This window comes from Bartonella sp. WD16.2, from assembly GCF_002022505.1.
Classification (GTDB): domain Bacteria; phylum Pseudomonadota; class Alphaproteobacteria; order Rhizobiales; family Rhizobiaceae; genus Bartonella.
Map to the genome: position 1 here is coordinate 1691167 of NZ_CP019781.1, position 17875 is coordinate 1709041.

At 35.9% G+C, this 17875-nt stretch carries 11 protein-coding genes and 1 pseudogene; 7 read left to right on the top strand and 5 right to left on the bottom strand.

The genetic code is table 11. The features are described 5' to 3' along the window. The first annotated feature begins 462 nt into the window (after nucleotides 1–462). Both hrcA and grpE read left to right on the top strand, forming a co-directional pair. Nucleotides 463–1533: a heat-inducible transcriptional repressor HrcA gene (hrcA, locus tag BWD162_RS07365; protein WP_078706180.1), complete on the top strand. Its 1071-nt coding sequence runs from the start codon at nucleotides 463–465 to the stop codon at nucleotides 1531–1533. A gap of 121 nt (nucleotides 1534–1654) precedes the next feature. Then, nucleotides 1655–2293: pseudogene (grpE, locus tag BWD162_RS07370) on the top strand (nucleotide exchange factor GrpE); the annotation flags it as partial. 137 nt (nucleotides 2294–2430) lie between these two features. Here grpE and thpR read toward each other — a convergent pair. The 4 genes from thpR to BWD162_RS07395 form a co-directional block, all read right to left on the bottom strand. After that, a complete protein-coding gene (gene thpR, locus BWD162_RS07375; RefSeq protein ID WP_078706053.1) occupies nucleotides 2431–2970 on the bottom strand; it encodes an RNA 2',3'-cyclic phosphodiesterase in 540 nt (179 codons plus the stop codon). A 905-nt stretch (nucleotides 2971–3875) separates the two neighbouring features. After that, nucleotides 3876–5660 (bottom strand): sensor histidine kinase, encoded by a 1785-nt coding sequence (locus BWD162_RS07380; protein WP_078706054.1) that lies wholly within the window; start codon nucleotides 5658–5660, stop codon nucleotides 3876–3878. Between the two features lie 39 nt (nucleotides 5661–5699). After that, a complete protein-coding gene (locus BWD162_RS07385; RefSeq protein WP_078706055.1) occupies nucleotides 5700–6422 on the bottom strand; it encodes a response regulator transcription factor in 723 nt (240 codons plus the stop codon). A gap of 900 nt (nucleotides 6423–7322) precedes the next feature. Next, a complete protein-coding gene (locus BWD162_RS07395) occupies nucleotides 7323–7835 on the bottom strand; it encodes a copper chaperone PCu(A)C (protein ID WP_078706057.1) in 513 nt (170 codons plus the stop codon). A gap of 773 nt (nucleotides 7836–8608) precedes the next feature. On the opposite strand from BWD162_RS07395, the gene dnaK reads away from it, so the two are divergent. The 5 genes from dnaK (at nucleotide 8609) to lepA (ending at nucleotide 16919) form a co-directional block, all read left to right on the top strand. Then, complete coding sequence (gene dnaK, locus BWD162_RS07400; protein WP_078706058.1) at nucleotides 8609–10504, top strand: molecular chaperone DnaK; 1896 nt, start codon at nucleotides 8609–8611, stop codon at nucleotides 10502–10504. 159 nt (nucleotides 10505–10663) lie between these two features. After that, entirely contained in the window at nucleotides 10664–11794 is a 1131-nt protein-coding gene (gene dnaJ, locus BWD162_RS07405; RefSeq protein ID WP_078706059.1) for a molecular chaperone DnaJ, read from the top strand. A 1201-nt stretch (nucleotides 11795–12995) separates the two neighbouring features. Then, the gene (gene argB / locus BWD162_RS07410) at nucleotides 12996–13901 is read left to right on the top strand and encodes an acetylglutamate kinase (RefSeq protein ID WP_078706060.1); all 906 of its coding nucleotides are present in this window, start codon (nucleotides 12996–12998) and stop codon (nucleotides 13899–13901) included. 35 nt (nucleotides 13902–13936) lie between these two features. After that, nucleotides 13937–14851 carry a DMT family transporter gene (locus tag BWD162_RS07415; protein WP_078706061.1) on the top strand — a complete coding sequence of 305 codons (915 nt, stop codon included), beginning with the start codon at nucleotides 13937–13939 and terminating at the stop codon, nucleotides 14849–14851. 262 nt (nucleotides 14852–15113) lie between these two features. Beyond that, on the top strand, nucleotides 15114–16919 hold the full coding sequence (gene lepA, locus BWD162_RS07420; RefSeq protein ID WP_078706181.1) for a translation elongation factor 4: 1806 nt from the start codon (nucleotides 15114–15116) through the stop codon (nucleotides 16917–16919). An 86-nt stretch (nucleotides 16920–17005) separates the two neighbouring features. On the opposite strand, the gene dapD is transcribed toward lepA, so the two are convergent. Then, nucleotides 17006–17854 carry a 2,3,4,5-tetrahydropyridine-2,6-dicarboxylate N-succinyltransferase gene (gene dapD / locus BWD162_RS07425; RefSeq protein WP_078706062.1) on the bottom strand — a complete coding sequence of 283 codons (849 nt, stop codon included), beginning with the start codon at nucleotides 17852–17854 and terminating at the stop codon, nucleotides 17006–17008. Between the last annotated feature and the right edge of the window lie 21 nt (nucleotides 17855–17875).

Here is a 17875-nt window from a genome sequence, read left to right on the forward strand (position 1 = left end):
TCCATAAAAGTTTTGCGACTTATTATAACGAAAAAATAGTATTAGATTTAGTTTGTAAGTTTACATCATAGTTAAAGTTAATCATGAGTATATTTTTATAGATATGACAAGAAATAACAATATTATGACCTTTAAGGGTTTTATCGTGAGAAAATTTTTTATATTGGTGTCCAGCTTAAATAATTATAAAATGTGAGCATTGCCAAATTTTGCGGAATTTGATCCTTCTACAATTTTTTGAGATCTTATTCAAAGAAGGTTATTTGCATTTGAGAAGGATGAAGATTAGAGTGCTACATAAAATAGCCTCTCTTTTAATGATAGTACCGTTGATGATAAAACATATAGTACTTTTGGCAATAAATATGTAATATTCTTTTTACGTTGCTTTAGAGTATTTGACCAAACCTTAATAAAGCTTATATAAGAAAAAAGTGTTTTTGAAGTGGTGAAATAATTGTGATAAAACAGGCATCTATTACCGATGAGCTTAAAGGGCTTGATGAACGATCGCGTGATATTTTTCGCCATATTGTTGAAGCCTACCTTAATGATGGTGAACCGGTAGGATCACGTAATCTGTCGCGGCTTTTACAACAAACATTATCACCTGCGACAATTCGTAATGTAATGAGTGATCTTGAACACCTTGGTTTGATTTATGCACCTCATGTGTCTGCAGGGCGAATGCCAACGCAATCAGGTTTACGATTTTTCGTTGATGCGTTTATGGAAGTAAGCGATTTGCCATCTGAAGAACGTGAGAATATTGAATTTCAAGTCAAAGAGGCAGGTCATACACAATCAGTTGAACACTTTTTAATCCAAGCTAGCCAAATTCTTTCAGACCTTTCACGTGGGGCGGGATTGGTTTTAGCAATGAAATATGAAGGTACATTAAAGCATATTGAATTTGTACGTCTTGATGGCGAGCATGCTCTTGCAGTTTTAGTGACGCAACAAGGTGAAGTTGAAAACCGCATTATTCATTTACCAGAAGGTGTTACGCATTCGCAATTGACGGAAGCAACAAATTTTCTTAATGCTCATATTCAAGGGCGTACGCTCAATGAAGCTAAAATGGAAATTGCACGTTTATGTGTGGAAACGCGAGCTGCACTTGATCAATTATCCCATCATCTTGTTGAAACTGGATTAGCTCTTTGGGGGGGAGAAGATTCAGATCATAAGATGCATCTTATTGTCCGTGGGCGAAGCAATTTACTTGAAGATGTAAAAGCAGAAGAAGATTTAGAGCGGTTACGGCATTTATTTGATGATCTTGAAACGCGTGAAAGTATGGCGCAATTACTTGATTTAGCAGATGCAGGTTTGGGGGTTCGTATCTTTATCGGTTCGGAAAATAAGCTATTTTCGCTTTCAGGTTCTTCCTTAGTGGTAGCACCTTATTGCGATTCACAACAAAGGGTAATTGGTGCTTTGGGTGTTATTGGGCCAACACGGCTTAATTATGCAAGAATCGTCCCTATGGTTGATTATACAGCTCAACTTATGTCACAGTTATTGCGTTAGTTTGTATTAGGCATTTTTATTGTAGACACTCATTATATTAAGGTGAATAAATATCTCTTGATTTTTATCTGCAAAATTTCGATATCGAAAATAACAAATCTTATGAAGGAATGGAACTTTTATGTCTGACGAAAAAAACAAATTTACTGATGCTTCATTTGAAAATTGTAATCTAAAAAATCCAAACGATCACGAGGCATTTAAAAAAGCTGCTGATGAGCTTTTAAAAATGAATAAAGAAGAGGTTTGCGAAAACGTTGAAGAAAAAGAAAGTGAGTCTACGGATCCCTTAGCTGATTTACAGAATGAAAATAAGGAACTAAAAAATCAACTTTTACGTTTTGCCGCTGATATGGAAAATCTTCGACGTCGTACAACACGTGATGTAGCTGATGCAAGGGCTTACGCGATCGCTAATTTTGCCCGCGATATGTTATCTGTTTCTGATAATCTCAATCGTGCTTTGGAAGCTATTCCAGAAGGTGCACGCGAAAATGATACTGGTTTGAAAATGTTAGCAGAAGGCGTTGAAATGACAGAGCGGGCTATGATGACAGCTTTAGAACGCCATGGAGTGAAAAAGATTCACCCAGAAGGACAAAAATTTGATCCTCATTTTCATCAAGCAATGTTTGAAATTCCTAATACTGATGTTCCTGATAATACTGTACAGCAAGTTGTTCAGGCAGGTTATATTATTGGTGAGCGTGTTTTGCGTCCGGCCATGGTTGGTGTAGCTAAGGGGGGCTTAAAGAAGATTCTATTAAAATTGATCCAGCCTCAGCACATCAGTAAAAAAGATATTTTAAACTGTAGCGGCGTATTATTTTATATTAGACTTTACATTATTAAAGCAATTTTTAGAACAACTTTAAAGAGTACTTTGTTAAAGTGCTCTTATACTTGAAGCGGCCAACTTCCTTTTACAATATAAAGGGCGTCACTTGAGGGGTCTTTCGATAGGAGTAAAACAAAGTGATCAACTGCAAAGGGAGGGCAAGAAAAGTCACTCCGAGTAGATAAATACAAAGAAAGGTCATCAGGTTGAATATCGAGCAGTCGTGCAAGGGTAATATGCGGGGTGTATTGCATCTCATCAGGAGTTAGTTCTAAACGTTTTTGAATGCATAGTATTTTCTCATGTAAAAGGGTGAGGGGTTCACAAGGTTTTATATGAACAACTAAGGAATGAGGGGAAGTTTTTGAACCAAAAATTTCAAAGCCATTAGGTTGGAGCATAAAAGGGGGGCATTTTATTGTATCAAAAGCTTCAATAAGTTCATCAGTAACGGAGTCCGCAATCTCACCCAAAAAAGACAAGGTGATATGAAAATTTTGTGGGTTAATCCATTGGGCTTTTGGTAAGCCATTTTGCAGTGATATAAGTGCTTTTGTTGTTTCTTGAGGAATTTTAATAGCAGCAAATAGACGTGGCATGGAGCCTCCTTATTGGTTAGAAGATAATTTATTTGACGCTTAAGAATGTGGTGATGGGTAAACTAAGATAGAGCTGATTATTACAAGATAGATAATAACGTAGACAGAAATAACTAACCCCTATATTGTCAATTGAATTCATAAGATTATTTGTGTTGAAAGGGGAAGTACTGTTACCAATAAAAGAAACTTTTGGGTGAACATTAGAATGGCAAATTTGATATATGATTTGTGAAAAGATAAAATATCTATCCATTTTAATTGCACTGAATGCAGCTTAAAATAAGGGGAATTTGAAAATTCTTGTTACTTAATAATCTTTATTGACTCAAAAAGTGGCAAAAAGATTACGTTCTAGCGTACCTAACTAAAAAGTAAGCTTTTCTGGTTTCGGAAATTTTTATTATTATACAAAACATTACCAATGTACTAAGAGTAATGTTTCTAAAAAGAATATTTTGGTAGTTTCACAAATGGCTATAATTTGTATTTTATGAAAGCTAAAAAATTTCAAAAGAAGGATGTGTTAATTCATAAATTAAAAAATTTAATTAATGGAAAAACGTTCATATTCAAGACTAAAGAGAATAATGCAGCTAGTAAATTCGTTTTCTAAATTTTATTGCAAAAGCTAACTTCGCAAATTTAAGCACTGTTCTTTAAGTCTTCTGAAATATTGTTTACGGAATTTTTTATTTTTTGCACACAATATCACGCTCTGATCATTAATCAGTTTTACTTTATGTTGTGGTTGGCTCATACAGTCAAATAAGGTAAGAGAGAGGGATAATTTTCTTTGTTCAGGAAAATTGATAATCGCCAGCTTTTTATTTTTTAGTTAGAGATAGTTAGCATAGCAATATTTTATCTTTTTTTGCACCATGGTGTATTGTGAGTAGGAGGTTCTATTTGGCGAGGGGAAGAACAATAATAAACCGAGCACCAGTTTTGCTATTTTCAAGTATGGGGTCAATAATATTTTCAGCTGTGAGTGTTCCATTATGGGCTTCAATAATTTGCCGACTAATAGATAAACCAAGTCCTGAATTTTGTCCAAATGTATCTTCATTTGGTCTGTCAGTATAAAAACGTTCAAAAATGTGATCGATACTCTCTGAACGAATGCCAGGGCCATTATCTTCAACAGTTAAGATAAGAGTTGAAGCATTATTTTTCATTGTAATACGGATTTCACCATTGTTACGGGGAATGAAGGAACGCGCATTTTCAATAAGATTAGAAATGACTTGACCTAAACGCAATTCATGCCCCAAAACAAGATAGGGTTTACCGTAAGGGCGCGGTATAATATTAAGGCTTATATTAATAGTTTGCTTATTACGATATACTTCACGAACAGCGTGAATAAGACTTTCCAAAAGCTGACTCATATCAACAATTTGCGCAGTTTCACGGGCAAGTTCTGCGTCTAGCCGTGAAGCGTCAGAAATATCGGTAATTAAACGGTCAAGACGACGGACATCATGTTGGATAATTTCGAATAGTTGTTTTTGTGCTGCTTCGTTTTTAGCCAATGGTAACGTTTCGACAGCACTGCGCAGTGAAGTAAGAGGATTTTTTAGTTCATGGCTCACATCGGCAGCGAAGCGTTCGATAGCTTCAATACGTGTATAAAGGGCATTAGTCATATCGCGTATAGAAGTTGAGAGATGGCCAATTTCATCTTCACGTTCTGAAAAATCAGGAATTTCCACCCGCTTATTGTTGCCATGACGCACACGATTGGCAGAGGCAGATAATTTGCTCAATGGATTAGCAATTGTATAGGCTAAAAACAAAGAAAGTACCAAAAGTACACTGCCAACAACCGCAAAAACTTTAAAAATAACAAGTCTTTCAGCTTTCACAATATTATCAATATCTGAACTGAGGGTTGAAAGAAGAAGAGCACCAACTACTGCACGATAGCGTTGCACAGGAACAGCAACCGAGACAATCAATTGCCCGTGCTTGTTACGTCGTTGAGCGGTAGCAGAAGAGCCATTTAATGCTTGATAAACTTCTGGGTAGATATCACCATTATTTTTTGTTTGCTCTCTATCAAGAGCAAGGCCACCACCATAAAGTGCATATGAAAACCATGAATATAAGCGTTTCCAGGGACTTTGTTTTGTTTCAATGGCGGGAAGATCATAGCTAGAAACTATTCCACTGGAATAAAGAACACGTGAATCAAGAAGCAAAGTAGCATCCCGATCATAAATACGTGCTCTTGTTGTTTTCGGTGTGATAAGACGGCGTAAAAGTGGAGCTATTTGTTCCGGGTTAATAGGAAAATCCCAAGTGTCAGTTGATTGAGGTGTTGGTGTAACACTTTCTCCAGCTTGTAATTCCAAAAGTTTTTGGGGATCAATTAAAATAGAGTTAGTATCTACTGTTGCAGAGGCAGCAATGGCTCCAGCAATGATTTTTCCTTGGGTGCGCAAACTTTCAATTTTTGCTTCAATCAAACCGTCACGAAATTGTTTAGGATACAAAATACTTGTAACCAAAATGCAAAGGGCAGCGAGATTTAAAATGACAATGCGGCGTGTAAGACTAGAAAAAAACAATTGTCTAAATAAACGCTGTCCCCGAAAATGCAAATGAGTAAGCATACGAAATCGTGCAGGGGAAACGTTATTGGGTGTTTTATTTGATACAGTGCTTGATTGAGTATTTGTTGTCATTGATTTGATTATTGTTCAAACTGTTGTAACACAATAACTTTAAACCTCATGAAAACGATAACCTACACCATAAAGCGTCTCAATCATTGCAAAATCATCATCCACTTGTTTAAATTTTTTACGCAAACGTTTAATATGACTATCAATGGTACGATCATCTACATAAACTTGATCATTATAGGCGGCATCCATTAAAGCATCACGACTTTTCACAACTCCTGGTCGTTGCGCTAAAGTTTGCAGAATTAAAAATTCTGTAACTGTTAATATAACAGGTCTATTTTTCCATGTACAGGTGTGACGTTCTTGATCCATAACGAGATCTCCGCGTTTAAGAGAAGAGGCAGGTGGTGTCCCTGTTAGAAGCGATTGATTGCGAGCGTTTGAACGGCGTAAAATAGCTTTTACTCGCTCAATAAGAAGACGTTGAGAGAAAGGTTTGGTAATAAAATCGTCAGCACCCATTTTAAGCCCAAAAAGTTCATCAATTTCATCGTCTTTAGATGTAAGAAAAATAACTGGGATATCAGACTTCTGACGTAGTCGACGCAAAAGTTCCATTCCATCCATTCGTGGCATTTTAATATCAAAAATAGCTAAATGAGGGGGATGTAACGTTAAGCCTTTAAGCGCAGATGCTCCATCTGTATAGCTTTCAACCCGATAGCCTTCTGTTTCAAGTGCAAAAGATAAGGATGTCAAAATATTGCGATCATCATCGACAAGTACAATCGTTTGGGTGATTGCTGGAGTATCCTTCATAGCTTCTTAGACCTTTCTATCGCTGTGGCAGAAAATCGCCCATAGCTGTTATATGAGAGTTCATATTTTTTTTGCAAAACAAATATGGTACAAATTGTAGCAAAGTAAAATACATTTCGTCTTAATGGTAAAGACTATTTTTTCTTTGCAGTTTTGTAATGCGTTTTTGCTTAATTAGGATTCCCTCGCTTAGTGTAGGTTTTCATTGAGGTATTTTTTACAAAATCTACCATTGTTTATAATAAAGAAGAAAAAGAGTTCATTTTTAATGGTTGGAGTTTATAAAGTGCACCTAATCTATTTTTACAGTATGGTGATATAGGGGGAATAGGTGCGCTATTAAAGATACGCTGTTATTGTACGAAAGAAAATTATAAAAGGATTTTAAATTTTTCTAAAATTAGCCAATTAATATAGGCAATTATAAACAAAAAGAAAACAACCTTAAAGCTGCGTTTAATAATTTTCAGTTTGGCACAGACAAAATCGATTTTAAATTGAAAATTGCGAAATTGTTTTGAGTAGAGAAGTTCAAAATTAAAGAAATATTTGAAGGAGTGGTTTTAATCGTTAATAATTCGTATGATATTTCTTTTATTAATGTTTGCAATCTGATCATAAAGATTACAAGTCTGCTGCTGTACAAGGTTTAAAAAACTAAAGAGAGTTTTATAGAAAAAAGCTACAATACACTCGTTTTTGAAATCAATGTTAAAGCCGCTTGATAAACTATTTTGAATAAATACTGTGTATTTCTGACATTGGCCAAATATGATAAGAGTGATAGGTAACTCTCTATTTTTAGATAAGTTATGGACCATTAATGGCCCTTAAGAAAAATTGAAAAACGTAAAATCCTGCTTTTATCGTATCATATGGCTCTGTAAGAGTTTTAAAAGTTTATTGAGAGGTATTTGGTTTAGAAGATGATGTTGCTCCTATAGCATCTACGGAAAAGTCAACATTAATTGCTCCAGCTTTCTCAAATGTTAATTTTGCATTGATTTTATTGCCTTGTTGAAATGGCTGTGAAAGTCCTATAAACATAATGTGATTACCACCAGGTTTCAATATGATTTCACCATTACCGGGAATTTCAATGCCATTAGACAGTTTTTTCATTTGCATAATATTGTTAACTGCTGCCATGGAATGAATTTCTGTTTCTTGTACTCCGTCCATTGAAATAGCAATTAACCGATCAGGGGTGTTACCATGATTAATAATATGGAGATAACCGCTACCAACTTTTGCACTTTTAGGTGTTTCTCGTGTCCAAGGGTAGATGATTTCTAAGTCGCCAAGTTTATATTGGTTAACATTTGCAATTGCAGGTAGGGTTATAAAAGTACACAAGATACAAGTGATAATAGTTTTAAATGCATATTGCGTATAAGTAGTGTGTGTGTCCATAAAACTCTCCATTTTAGAGCGGATTGGTTTATTTTTAGTTTGTTAAACTCATGTTAATTTTAAGTGCAATTCTTATACATATCAATAAAAGGTAATATTGCACAAATTATGTTGGTGTAAATGATTAAAAAGGGAAGGGCATATGCATATTAGTTAAAGAAATGAGAAAAGTTTAAAATGATCAGAAAGAAAATAATTTAGGGAGTACATAAGAATTAAGAGTTTTGCTCCATTCAAAGATGGGTTTAATTTTATAAGCGATGTAGAAATACTTATGTTTAGAAATTAAGTTGCTCTATTGCAGCCAATATAAAGTCTATTTAAGTGCGATTGGAAATATTTAGATAAACTTATTGTGCGCGAACGATATTTTTACAAACTTTGCCTTGAATATTTTTAGTCATTGTGAGAAATAAAAGTTAAGGAAAAGGGAAACAATTATTCTTATTCCTTCAAGTTTTATAGGCGTAATTTACAGCTTTGTGGGAGATATGCTATTGTACTTGCTTAGTTTTAGAAATATATTTTAACAAAGATATTATAAAGTACGAATGCTTATTTTAAAGAAAATTTTTATTTTAGAAAATGTTTCTTTCGTTATTCTCTTGTAGGGGTAAAAAGCTGTTCTTATATACCAACTAACAAGACTTGTTATGATTCTCAAGTTATCGTTTATAGTGTTGAAATCAAAAGCAGGCTTAAATGTGATAAGGAGCTGTCTTGGAAAGATGCTTGATAAAGGTTTAGGCAGCTTGCTGAATGGAGATTAAAATATGGCAAAAGTAATTGGTATTGATTTGGGGACGACCAACTCCTGTGTTGCTGTCATGGATGGCAAAAATGCAAAGGTCATTGAAAATTCAGAAGGAGCACGGACAACACCTTCTGTTGTTGCATTTACCGATAATGGTGAACGGCTTGTTGGGCAACCTGCTAAACGGCAAGCGGTTACCAACCCTGAAGGGACAGTTTTCGCGGTTAAACGTCTGATTGGACGCCGCTTTGATGATCCTATGGTTGAAAAAGATAAAGTGCTTGTACCTTATAAAATTGTTAAAGGTGACAATGGGGATGCATGGGTTGAAGAAGCGGGTAAGAAATATTCTCCATCGCAGATTTCAGCAATGATTTTGCAAAAAATGAAAGAAACTGCAGAATCTTATTTAGGTGAAAAGGTTGAACAAGCGGTTATTACTGTTCCTGCCTATTTTAATGATGCACAACGTCAAGCGACCAAAGATGCTGGTAAAATTGCTGGGCTTGAAGTTTTACGAATCATTAATGAACCTACAGCTGCTGCTTTAGCTTATGGTTTAGATAAGAAGGACGGTAAAACTATTGCAGTTTATGACCTTGGAGGTGGTACATTTGATATTTCTGTTCTTGAAATTGGGGATGGTGTTTTTGAAGTTAAGTCAACCAATGGAGATACATTCTTAGGTGGTGAAGACTTTGATATGCGCTTGGTTAGCTATTTTTCGGATGAATTCAAGAAAGAACATGGGATTGATCTGAAAAATGATAAGCTGGCTTTACAACGTTTGAAAGAAGCAGCGGAGAAAGCAAAGATCGAGTTATCTTCTTCACAGCAGACTGAGGTTAATTTGCCATTTATCACAGCTGATCAATCTGGTCCTAAACACTTAACGATGAAATTAACCAGAGCAAAATTTGAATCGTTAGTAGAAGATTTGATTCAGCGCACTATTGAGCCTTGTAAAGCTGCATTAAAAGATGCTGGCTTAAGCGCTGGTGAAATTGATGAAGTCGTTTTGGTGGGTGGTATGACCCGTATGCCTAAAATTCAAGAAGTAGTACAAAGCTTTTTTGGTAAAGATCCACATAAAGGCGTTAATCCCGATGAAGTTGTAGCTATGGGTGCTGCTATCCAAGGGGGTGTGTTGCAAGGTGATGTAAAAGATGTATTGCTTTTAGATGTTACACCTTTATCTTTAGGTATTGAAACATTAGGTGGAGTATTTACACGTCTAATTGAACGCAACACCACTATTCCAACTAAAAAATCGCAAACTTTTTCAACGGCTGATGACAATCAGAATGCTGTCACTATTCGTGTTTTCCAAGGTGAACGTGAGATGGCTAATGATAACAAGTTATTAGCTCAGTTTGACCTTGTTGGTATTCCACCGGCACCACGTGGTGTTCCTCAGATTGAGGTCACTTTTGATATTGATGCAAATGGTATTGTGAATGTTTCAGCCAAGGATAAAGGTACTGGTAAGGAACATCAGATTCGCATTCAAGCGTCAGGTGGTTTGAGTGATGCTGACATTGAAAATATGGTTAAAGATGCAGAAGCACATGCTGCTGAAGATAAAAAGCGTCGTGAAAGTGTTGAAACGAGAAATCAAGCAGAAGCTCTTGTCCATTCAACTGAAAAATCTTTAGCTGAATATGGTGATAAAGTATCACCTGAGGATAAAGGTCAGATTGAGACAGCAATGGCTGATTTAAAAACTGCACTTGAGGGTACTGATACTGAAGAGGTAACAGTAAAGATGCAAAAATTAGCAGAAGTTAGCATGAAGCTTGGGCAAGCTATGTATGAAGCTTCAGAAACAGCAGCAAAGGCTGATGCTAAAACAGATACAAAAAATGATGATGTTGTTGACGCTGATTTTGAAGAAGTTAATGATCAAAAGAAATAGTTGAAGCAAATGTATTTATAAGTTAATAAACCCGGCCTGTGAAATATAAGGCTGGGTTTTGTTACTTAGGAACAATTTTATAACTTTGTTGCTTAAAGAATATAGATTAAAACAAATTTATCTTGAGATGGATGACGGAAAATTTATCAGGAATACATGATGAAAGTTGATTATTATGAAATTCTCGGCGTAACGCGTGGATGTGATGATAAAAAGCTGAAATCTGCTTTTCGTAAGCTGGCAATGCAATATCATCCTGATCGTAATCCAGGGGATAAAGAAGCAGAACAAAAATTTAAAGAGATTGGTGAAGCCTATGAAGTTCTGAAAGATCCTCAAAAGCGGGCTGCTTATGATCGATTTGGTCATACCGCTTTTGAAAGTGGTAATCGTGAGGGGGCTAGTCCGTTTGGTGGTGGATTTGCTGATATTTTTGAAGATTTTTTTGGCGAAATCATGGGCGGTGGACATCGTAAACGTAGTGATGGCCGTGAACGTGGTGCAGACCTAAGTTATAATATGGAAGTGACATTAGAAGAAGCATTTGCAGGTAAAACGGCGCAAATTAATATTCCAAGTTCCATTGTATGTGATGTTTGCGAGGGATCGGGTGCAAAAAAAGGCTCCAAACCACAAACTTGTGGAACTTGTTATGGGGCTGGGCGTGTGCGTGCTGCGCAAGGTTTTTTTTCTATTGAACGAACATGTCCACTCTGTCATGGCCGTGGTGAAATCATTACAGATCCATGTTCAAAATGCCTTGGTACAAGACGGGTGGAAGCAAATCGTTCGTTGCGTGTCAATATTCCAGCAGGTATTGAAGATGGTACCCGTGTTCGTCTTTCTGGTGAAGGTGATGCTGGAACTCGTGGAGGTCCTGCGGGTGATCTTTATATTTTTCTTTCCATTAAACCGCATGAATTTTTTCAGAGGGATGGGGCAGATCTTCATTGTCGTGTGCCTATTTCGATGATTACGGCTGCGTTAGGAGGAGAGTTTGAAGTTTCTGATCTTGATGGTGTCAAAGCGCGAGTAAAAGTTCCAGAAGGTACACAAAATGGGCATCAATTCCGCCTTAGAGGTAAAGGAATGTCTATGTTACGCCAACAAACAAGAGGTGATCTTTATATACATATCACTATTGAAACACCGCAAAAATTGACGCAAAAACAACGTGAATTATTGCAAGAATTTGATAAACTTTCCAATCATGAAAATTCACCGCAATCACACGGTTTTTTTTCGCGTATGAAAGAGTTTTTTGAAAATATTGCTGGTCAAAATTCATAAAATAGACACAGCAAGGAATGAAAAAAAGTACACATGAATATCTGCTAAATCTATCAGAATATTCTTAAATCAAATAGCCTAACAGGTTCTTCTTAAAGTATAATCTTTAAAATACTTATAGAAGATTGTGGTAGAAAGTATCAGAATGGTCAATTCTCTGCCTAAGATTGGATAATCAACATAGTTTTTTAAGCTTTATGTATAAAATATTTTCCATTGGGCGCAATCAGAGTAATCAGTAACTATAGATTTCATGTATTTGTTTTTCAGTTTTTTGTAGTTTCTATAGTATGAAAGGGTTGTGAATTGGTTGCATAAATTTCAATATATTCAACGTTTTTTATCATATTTATTGTAAGATATTAGTAGAAAAACTCAAATCACATTTAATTTTTGTATTTGAAAGCAAATTTTTGTTTTATAGCTTCGGTTTTACAGCAATGATAGTTGAGTAATGAATTAGTGTTTAAATTTCAGTAGTTTGTAAAGCTATGGATTGTGAAGGAAAAATAACGAACAAGTTTCGATATTGCACTGTGATGATAATTAATTTTATTGGAAACTTATTAAGGTGAAATTTTTGATAGTTAGTTCTTCAAAAAAAATAGAACGGATTGGTCCAATATGGTACAGATCGTGATAAAAGTAAAAACCTTAAAAGATAGACATAGAGATCAAAATACAATCGCTTTTATGAGTGCTTAACTTTTACGCAGAAATTGCTAAGGCTTGGATTCTATTAAACAATGTTTAATTAGTAATGATAATGCATTTATGTATTAGACGATTATTACAACTTACTAAATTGTTCCATTTACTAGAGATATGGCAATTAATTATATTATAGAAAAATATTTTTTCCATAAAACCGTTGATCTTTTAAAACCTATTTTGTTAAAGCGTTATTGTATAGTTTAATCAGTAATTTTATAGCATTCCCCAAAAAATTTTTTATACTATCCTAGCACTTTTGATAAAGTAAGCTTATAAAGCAGTGATATTTTTTGTTTCTCTTTTTTAAGTACTCCAGTGTCAATAATTGCTTTAAGGTGTATTTATCTAGTTTCATTTGTTTTAAACGCAATTTTGAAAAAATCAGATGATTTTTAAGGAGTTGAATAGAGAAAATGTATTTCAAATCTGTTTTCACTTTCCCTAAACTTTATAAAAGAGGGCAAAAAATGGTGAGGAGATTCTTTTGATGGGTGATATTGCAAATACTGCCGCAGATATTTTCGAAAAACAGGCAGCGTTTTTGTCATCTGCTTTGCCTTACATGCAAGAATATGAAAATAAAACGGTTGTTGTAAAATATGGCGGACATGCTATGGGTGATCCTGCTTTGGGGCAGGCATTTGCACGTGATATTGCTCTACTGAAACAATCGGGCATTAATCCTGTTGTAGTTCACGGGGGTGGTCCTCAAATCGCTGATATTTTGAGGAAAATGGGTATCGAATCGCGATTTGAAAATGGTTTACGCGTAACTGATGAAAAAATCGTTGAAGTAGTTGAGATGGTTTTAGCAGGCTCCATCAATAAGGAGATTGTAGCTCTCATCAATGCTGAAGGAGAATGGGCAATTGGTCTTTGTGGTAAAGATGGCAATATGGTTTTTGCTGAAAAAGCTTATAAGACTATAATTGACCCTGATTCGCGCATTGAACGTATTTTGGATTTAGGATTTGTTGGTAAGCCTGTTGAAATTGATCGGACATTGTTGGATCTGTTAGCACGTTCTGAAATGATTCCGGTACTTGCTCCGGTTGCTCCGGGCCGTGACGGCAAAACCTATAATATTAATGCTGATATTTTTGCTGGCGCAATTGCTGGTGCTTTAAAAGCTAAACGCCTTTTATTTCTAACTGATGTTTCTGGTGTGTTGAATAAAGAGGGTAAGATTTTAAAAGAATTGACAATTTCTGAGGCTGAACATCTTATCAAAGATGGAATAATTTCAGATGGTATGATTCCAAAGGTAGAAACTTGTATTGAAGCTATTCAAAATGGCGTGGAAGGTGTAGTTATTTTAAATGGTAAAACACCTCATTCTGTTTTGCTTGAATTATTTACCGAACATGGAGTTGGGACGCTTATCGTTTCATAAAATGTATCGGAATCAATTTAGGGATGGAACCTTTCATGGCTGAAATGCAGCAGTTAAGACGCTTTTTGTTCAGTAAGCAAGAATTGGCATTATTTGCTGCGACAATACTTTGGGGTATTACATTTTTAATTATTCATATTGCAGTACAATATAGTGGACCGCTTTTTTTTGTGGGATTTCGTTTCATTGTTGCAGCATTCATATCTGGTCTGATTTTTTTGCGCTCTATGAAAGGCATAACTTTTTATGAAATTTTTGCTGGTATGAGTATTGGTTTGGGAATGTTTTTTGGTTACGCTCTGCAAACAGCGGGACTTCAAACTATTATCAGTAGTCAGTCAGCATTTATCACGGCACTTTATGTGCCGATGGTTCCAATATTGCAATGGATTTTTTTTAAAAAGCCGCCTCATTTTGCCAGTTGGATTGGTATTATTTTTGCTTTTGTTGGGCTTTTGCTGGTTTCTGGACAAGGGTTTAAAGGTGTTAATTTTTCAAAAGGTGAAATTTTTACTTTGCTAGGAGCTTTGGCGATTGCTGGGGAAATTATTCTTATTGGTTTTTTTGCAAATAAGGTGGATAGTCGGCGTATAACGGTTATACAATTATTTTTTGGTGGTGTTTTTTCATTTCTCTGTATGCCTTTAATGGGGGAAAATATTCCTGAATTTTCATGGGTTTGGTTAAATGTGGGTTTAAGTTTAGCTTTGATGAGTGCGGTAATCCAATTGACTATGAACTGGGCACAAAAATCTGTTTCACCTACTCGTGCAACACTCATTTATGCAGGTGAACCTGTTTGGGCTGGTATTGTTGGACGTTTGGCTGGCGAGCGTTTATCTGCTTCAGCTTTATTAGGTGGTTTACTTATTCTAATTGGGATTGTGATAGCTGAATTACAGCCTGCACAATGGTGTAAAAAAGGCATAGTGAATAAAAAAATCAATTAACTTTTTCTTCTTAACAATTTTTTATGACGATTTTGCTTAATACAGCTAGGTTATTGAAAATGCTTAGAATCTTATTAATTGGTAAAAATCAAAATAGAGAATTTCATATTGATTGTCATTGTGATTAAGCAAATAAAGATTTAATCTTTGTTCAAGTTTAATGGGGTTTTACGAACGATCTTCATCTCTGTTCTTTTAAAGGTTTTCAAGAGTATATAATTGGTCTTTGCGTTTTGTGCTATTCTTTGCTAAATCGCCCTGTATGACAATAGATCGCAATTATATTCGTAATTTTTCCATTGTGGCACACATCGATCATGGAAAGTCAACTTTGGCTGATCGCTTGATTCAAATGACAGGTGGTCTTGAAACACGAGAGATGAAAGATCAAGTGCTCGATTCTATGGATATTGAGCGCGAACGTGGGATTACTATTAAAGCGCAAACAGTACGTTTGCGCTATAAAGCAAAGAATGGTGACACATATATCTTAAATCTTATTGATACACCTGGACATGTTGATTTTGCTTATGAAGTATCGCGTTCATTGGCGGCTTGTGAGGGTTCATTATTGGTAGTGGATGCAAGTCAGGGGGTAGAAGCGCAAACGTTAGCAAATGTTTACCAAGCCATTGATAATAATCACGAATTGGTTGTTGTACTTAATAAGATAGATCTTCCAGCAGCAGAGCCTGAACGAATTAAAGAGCAAATTGAAGATGTGATGGGTATCGATGCATCTGAGGCGTTGGAAATATCGGCAAAAACAGGTTTAGGTGTTGTGGATGTTTTAGAAGCAATTGTTATGCAACTACCTCCTCCCCACGTTGGCGATGTTACAAAACCATTAAAGGCAATGCTAGTTGACAGTTGGTATGATGTTTATCTTGGTGTTGTTGTTTTGGTGCGGGTAATTGATGGTGTGTTAAAAAAAGGTCAAATCATTCGTATGATGGGCACGGGAGCAAAATATCCCGTTGAGCGAGTTGGAGTATTCACTCCAAAAATGATACAGGTTGATGAATTAGGGCCAGGAGAGATTGGTTTTATAACCGCTTCTATTAAAGAAGTTGCTGATACACGTGTTGGGGATACTATTACTGAGGAACGCCACCCTTGTGAAGATATGTTACCTGGTTTTAAACCTGCTCAACCGGTTGTCTTTTGTGGTCTTTTTCCAATTGATGCAGCTCATTTTGAAGATTTACGTGCAGCTATGGGGAAATTGCGCTTAAATGACGCGAGCTTTTCTTTTGAAATGGAAACATCGGCTGCTTTGGGTTTTGGTTTTCGTTGTGGTTTTTTAGGGCTGCTTCATCTTGAAATTATTCAAGAACGATTGGAGCGTGAATTTAATTTAGATTTAATTGCAACAGCACCTTCTGTTGTTTATCGTATGCATATGACTAATGGTTCTATTGAGGAATTGCACAATCCAGCTGATATGCCTGATAGTGTTAAAATTGTTTCCATTGAAGAGCCATGGATTCGCGCAACAATTATGACACCTGATAATTATCTTGGAGCGATTTTGGAACTTTGCCAAGAACGGCGTGGGGTACAAGTTAGTTTGTCATATGTTGGGACACGTGCCATAGTAACGTATGATTTACCCCTAAATGAGGTAGTTTTCGATTTTTATGATCGATTAAAGTCAATTTCAAAGGGATATGCTTCTTTTGATTATCAGATGATTGATTATTCTGAGGGTGATTTGGTTAAAATGTCTATTTTAGTCAATGGAGAACCTATTGATGCATTGTCGATGCTTGTACATCGCACTATAGCAGAAAAGCGTGGGCGTTCTATGTGCGAAAAACTTAAAGATCTTATTCCTCAACATATGTTTCAGATTCCAATTCAAGCAGCAATTGGTAGTAAAATTATTGCGCGTGAAACAATTCGTGCTTTACGCAAAGATGTGACAGCTAAATGTTATGGTGGTGACATTACCCGTAAGCGCAAGTTGTTAGAAAAGCAAAAAGAAGGCAAAAAACGTATGCGTCAGTTTGGGAAGGTAGAAATTCCGCAGTCAGCTTTTATTCAAGCACTTAAAATGAGTAAATAATTTAAAAAGGAAAATATTTGCCTTCTTGATTATTTTAGCTTTGATAGTAATGCTTACCGAGAAAGAAAGATCCTTAAACAGCACTTTTAGTCGCGTAGGAGATCGTTAATGGATGTTTTTTCTCTTGTTTTTTGATCTACTCGTTTGACAATGACAGCACAGTAAAGATTGGGACCTATTCCACCGTTGGGTAGCGGTTTTCCAGGGAGTGAGCCTGGAACAACAACTGAATAGGCCGGTACTTCACCTATAAAAATTTTGCCTGTTGTACGATCAATAATTTTTGTAGATTTTCCAATAAAAACTCCCATGCCTAAAACAGCACCTTCACGAATAATGCAACCTTCAACTATTTCAGAACGTGCACCAATAAAACAATGATCTTCAATAATTGTTGGACCTGCTTGCAGTGGCTCCAACACACCTCCAATGCCCACGCCACCAGAAAGATGAACATGCTTACCAATTTGGGCACAGGAACCAACAGTGGTCCACGTATCAATCATTGTTCCTTCATCTATATAAGCACCAAGGTTAACAAAAGATGGCATTAAAATAACGTTGGGCGCAATATAAGCAGAGTGGCGTACAATCGCTCCAGGAACTGAGCGGAAATTGGCTTGTTTAAAATCAGCTTCTTGCCATCCAGAAAATTTTGAAGGTATTTTATCCCACCAACACGATTCATTTGTTTGACCAGAAATGATGCGCATAGGATTGAGTTTAAATGATAGAAGAATAGCTTTTTTTAACCATTGATAAATATGCCATTGACCATCTTCTTGGCGTTTTGCTACGCGGATTTCACCTTTGTCTAGAAGATTTAATGCGTGTTCAACGCTGTCACGAATTTCACCTTTTGTAGAGGTATTAATAGAATCGATATTGTTAAATGCTTTTTCGATAATTGTTTCAAGTTGTGTGAGATTGCTCATTGCCAAAGTTCCATTAAGCAA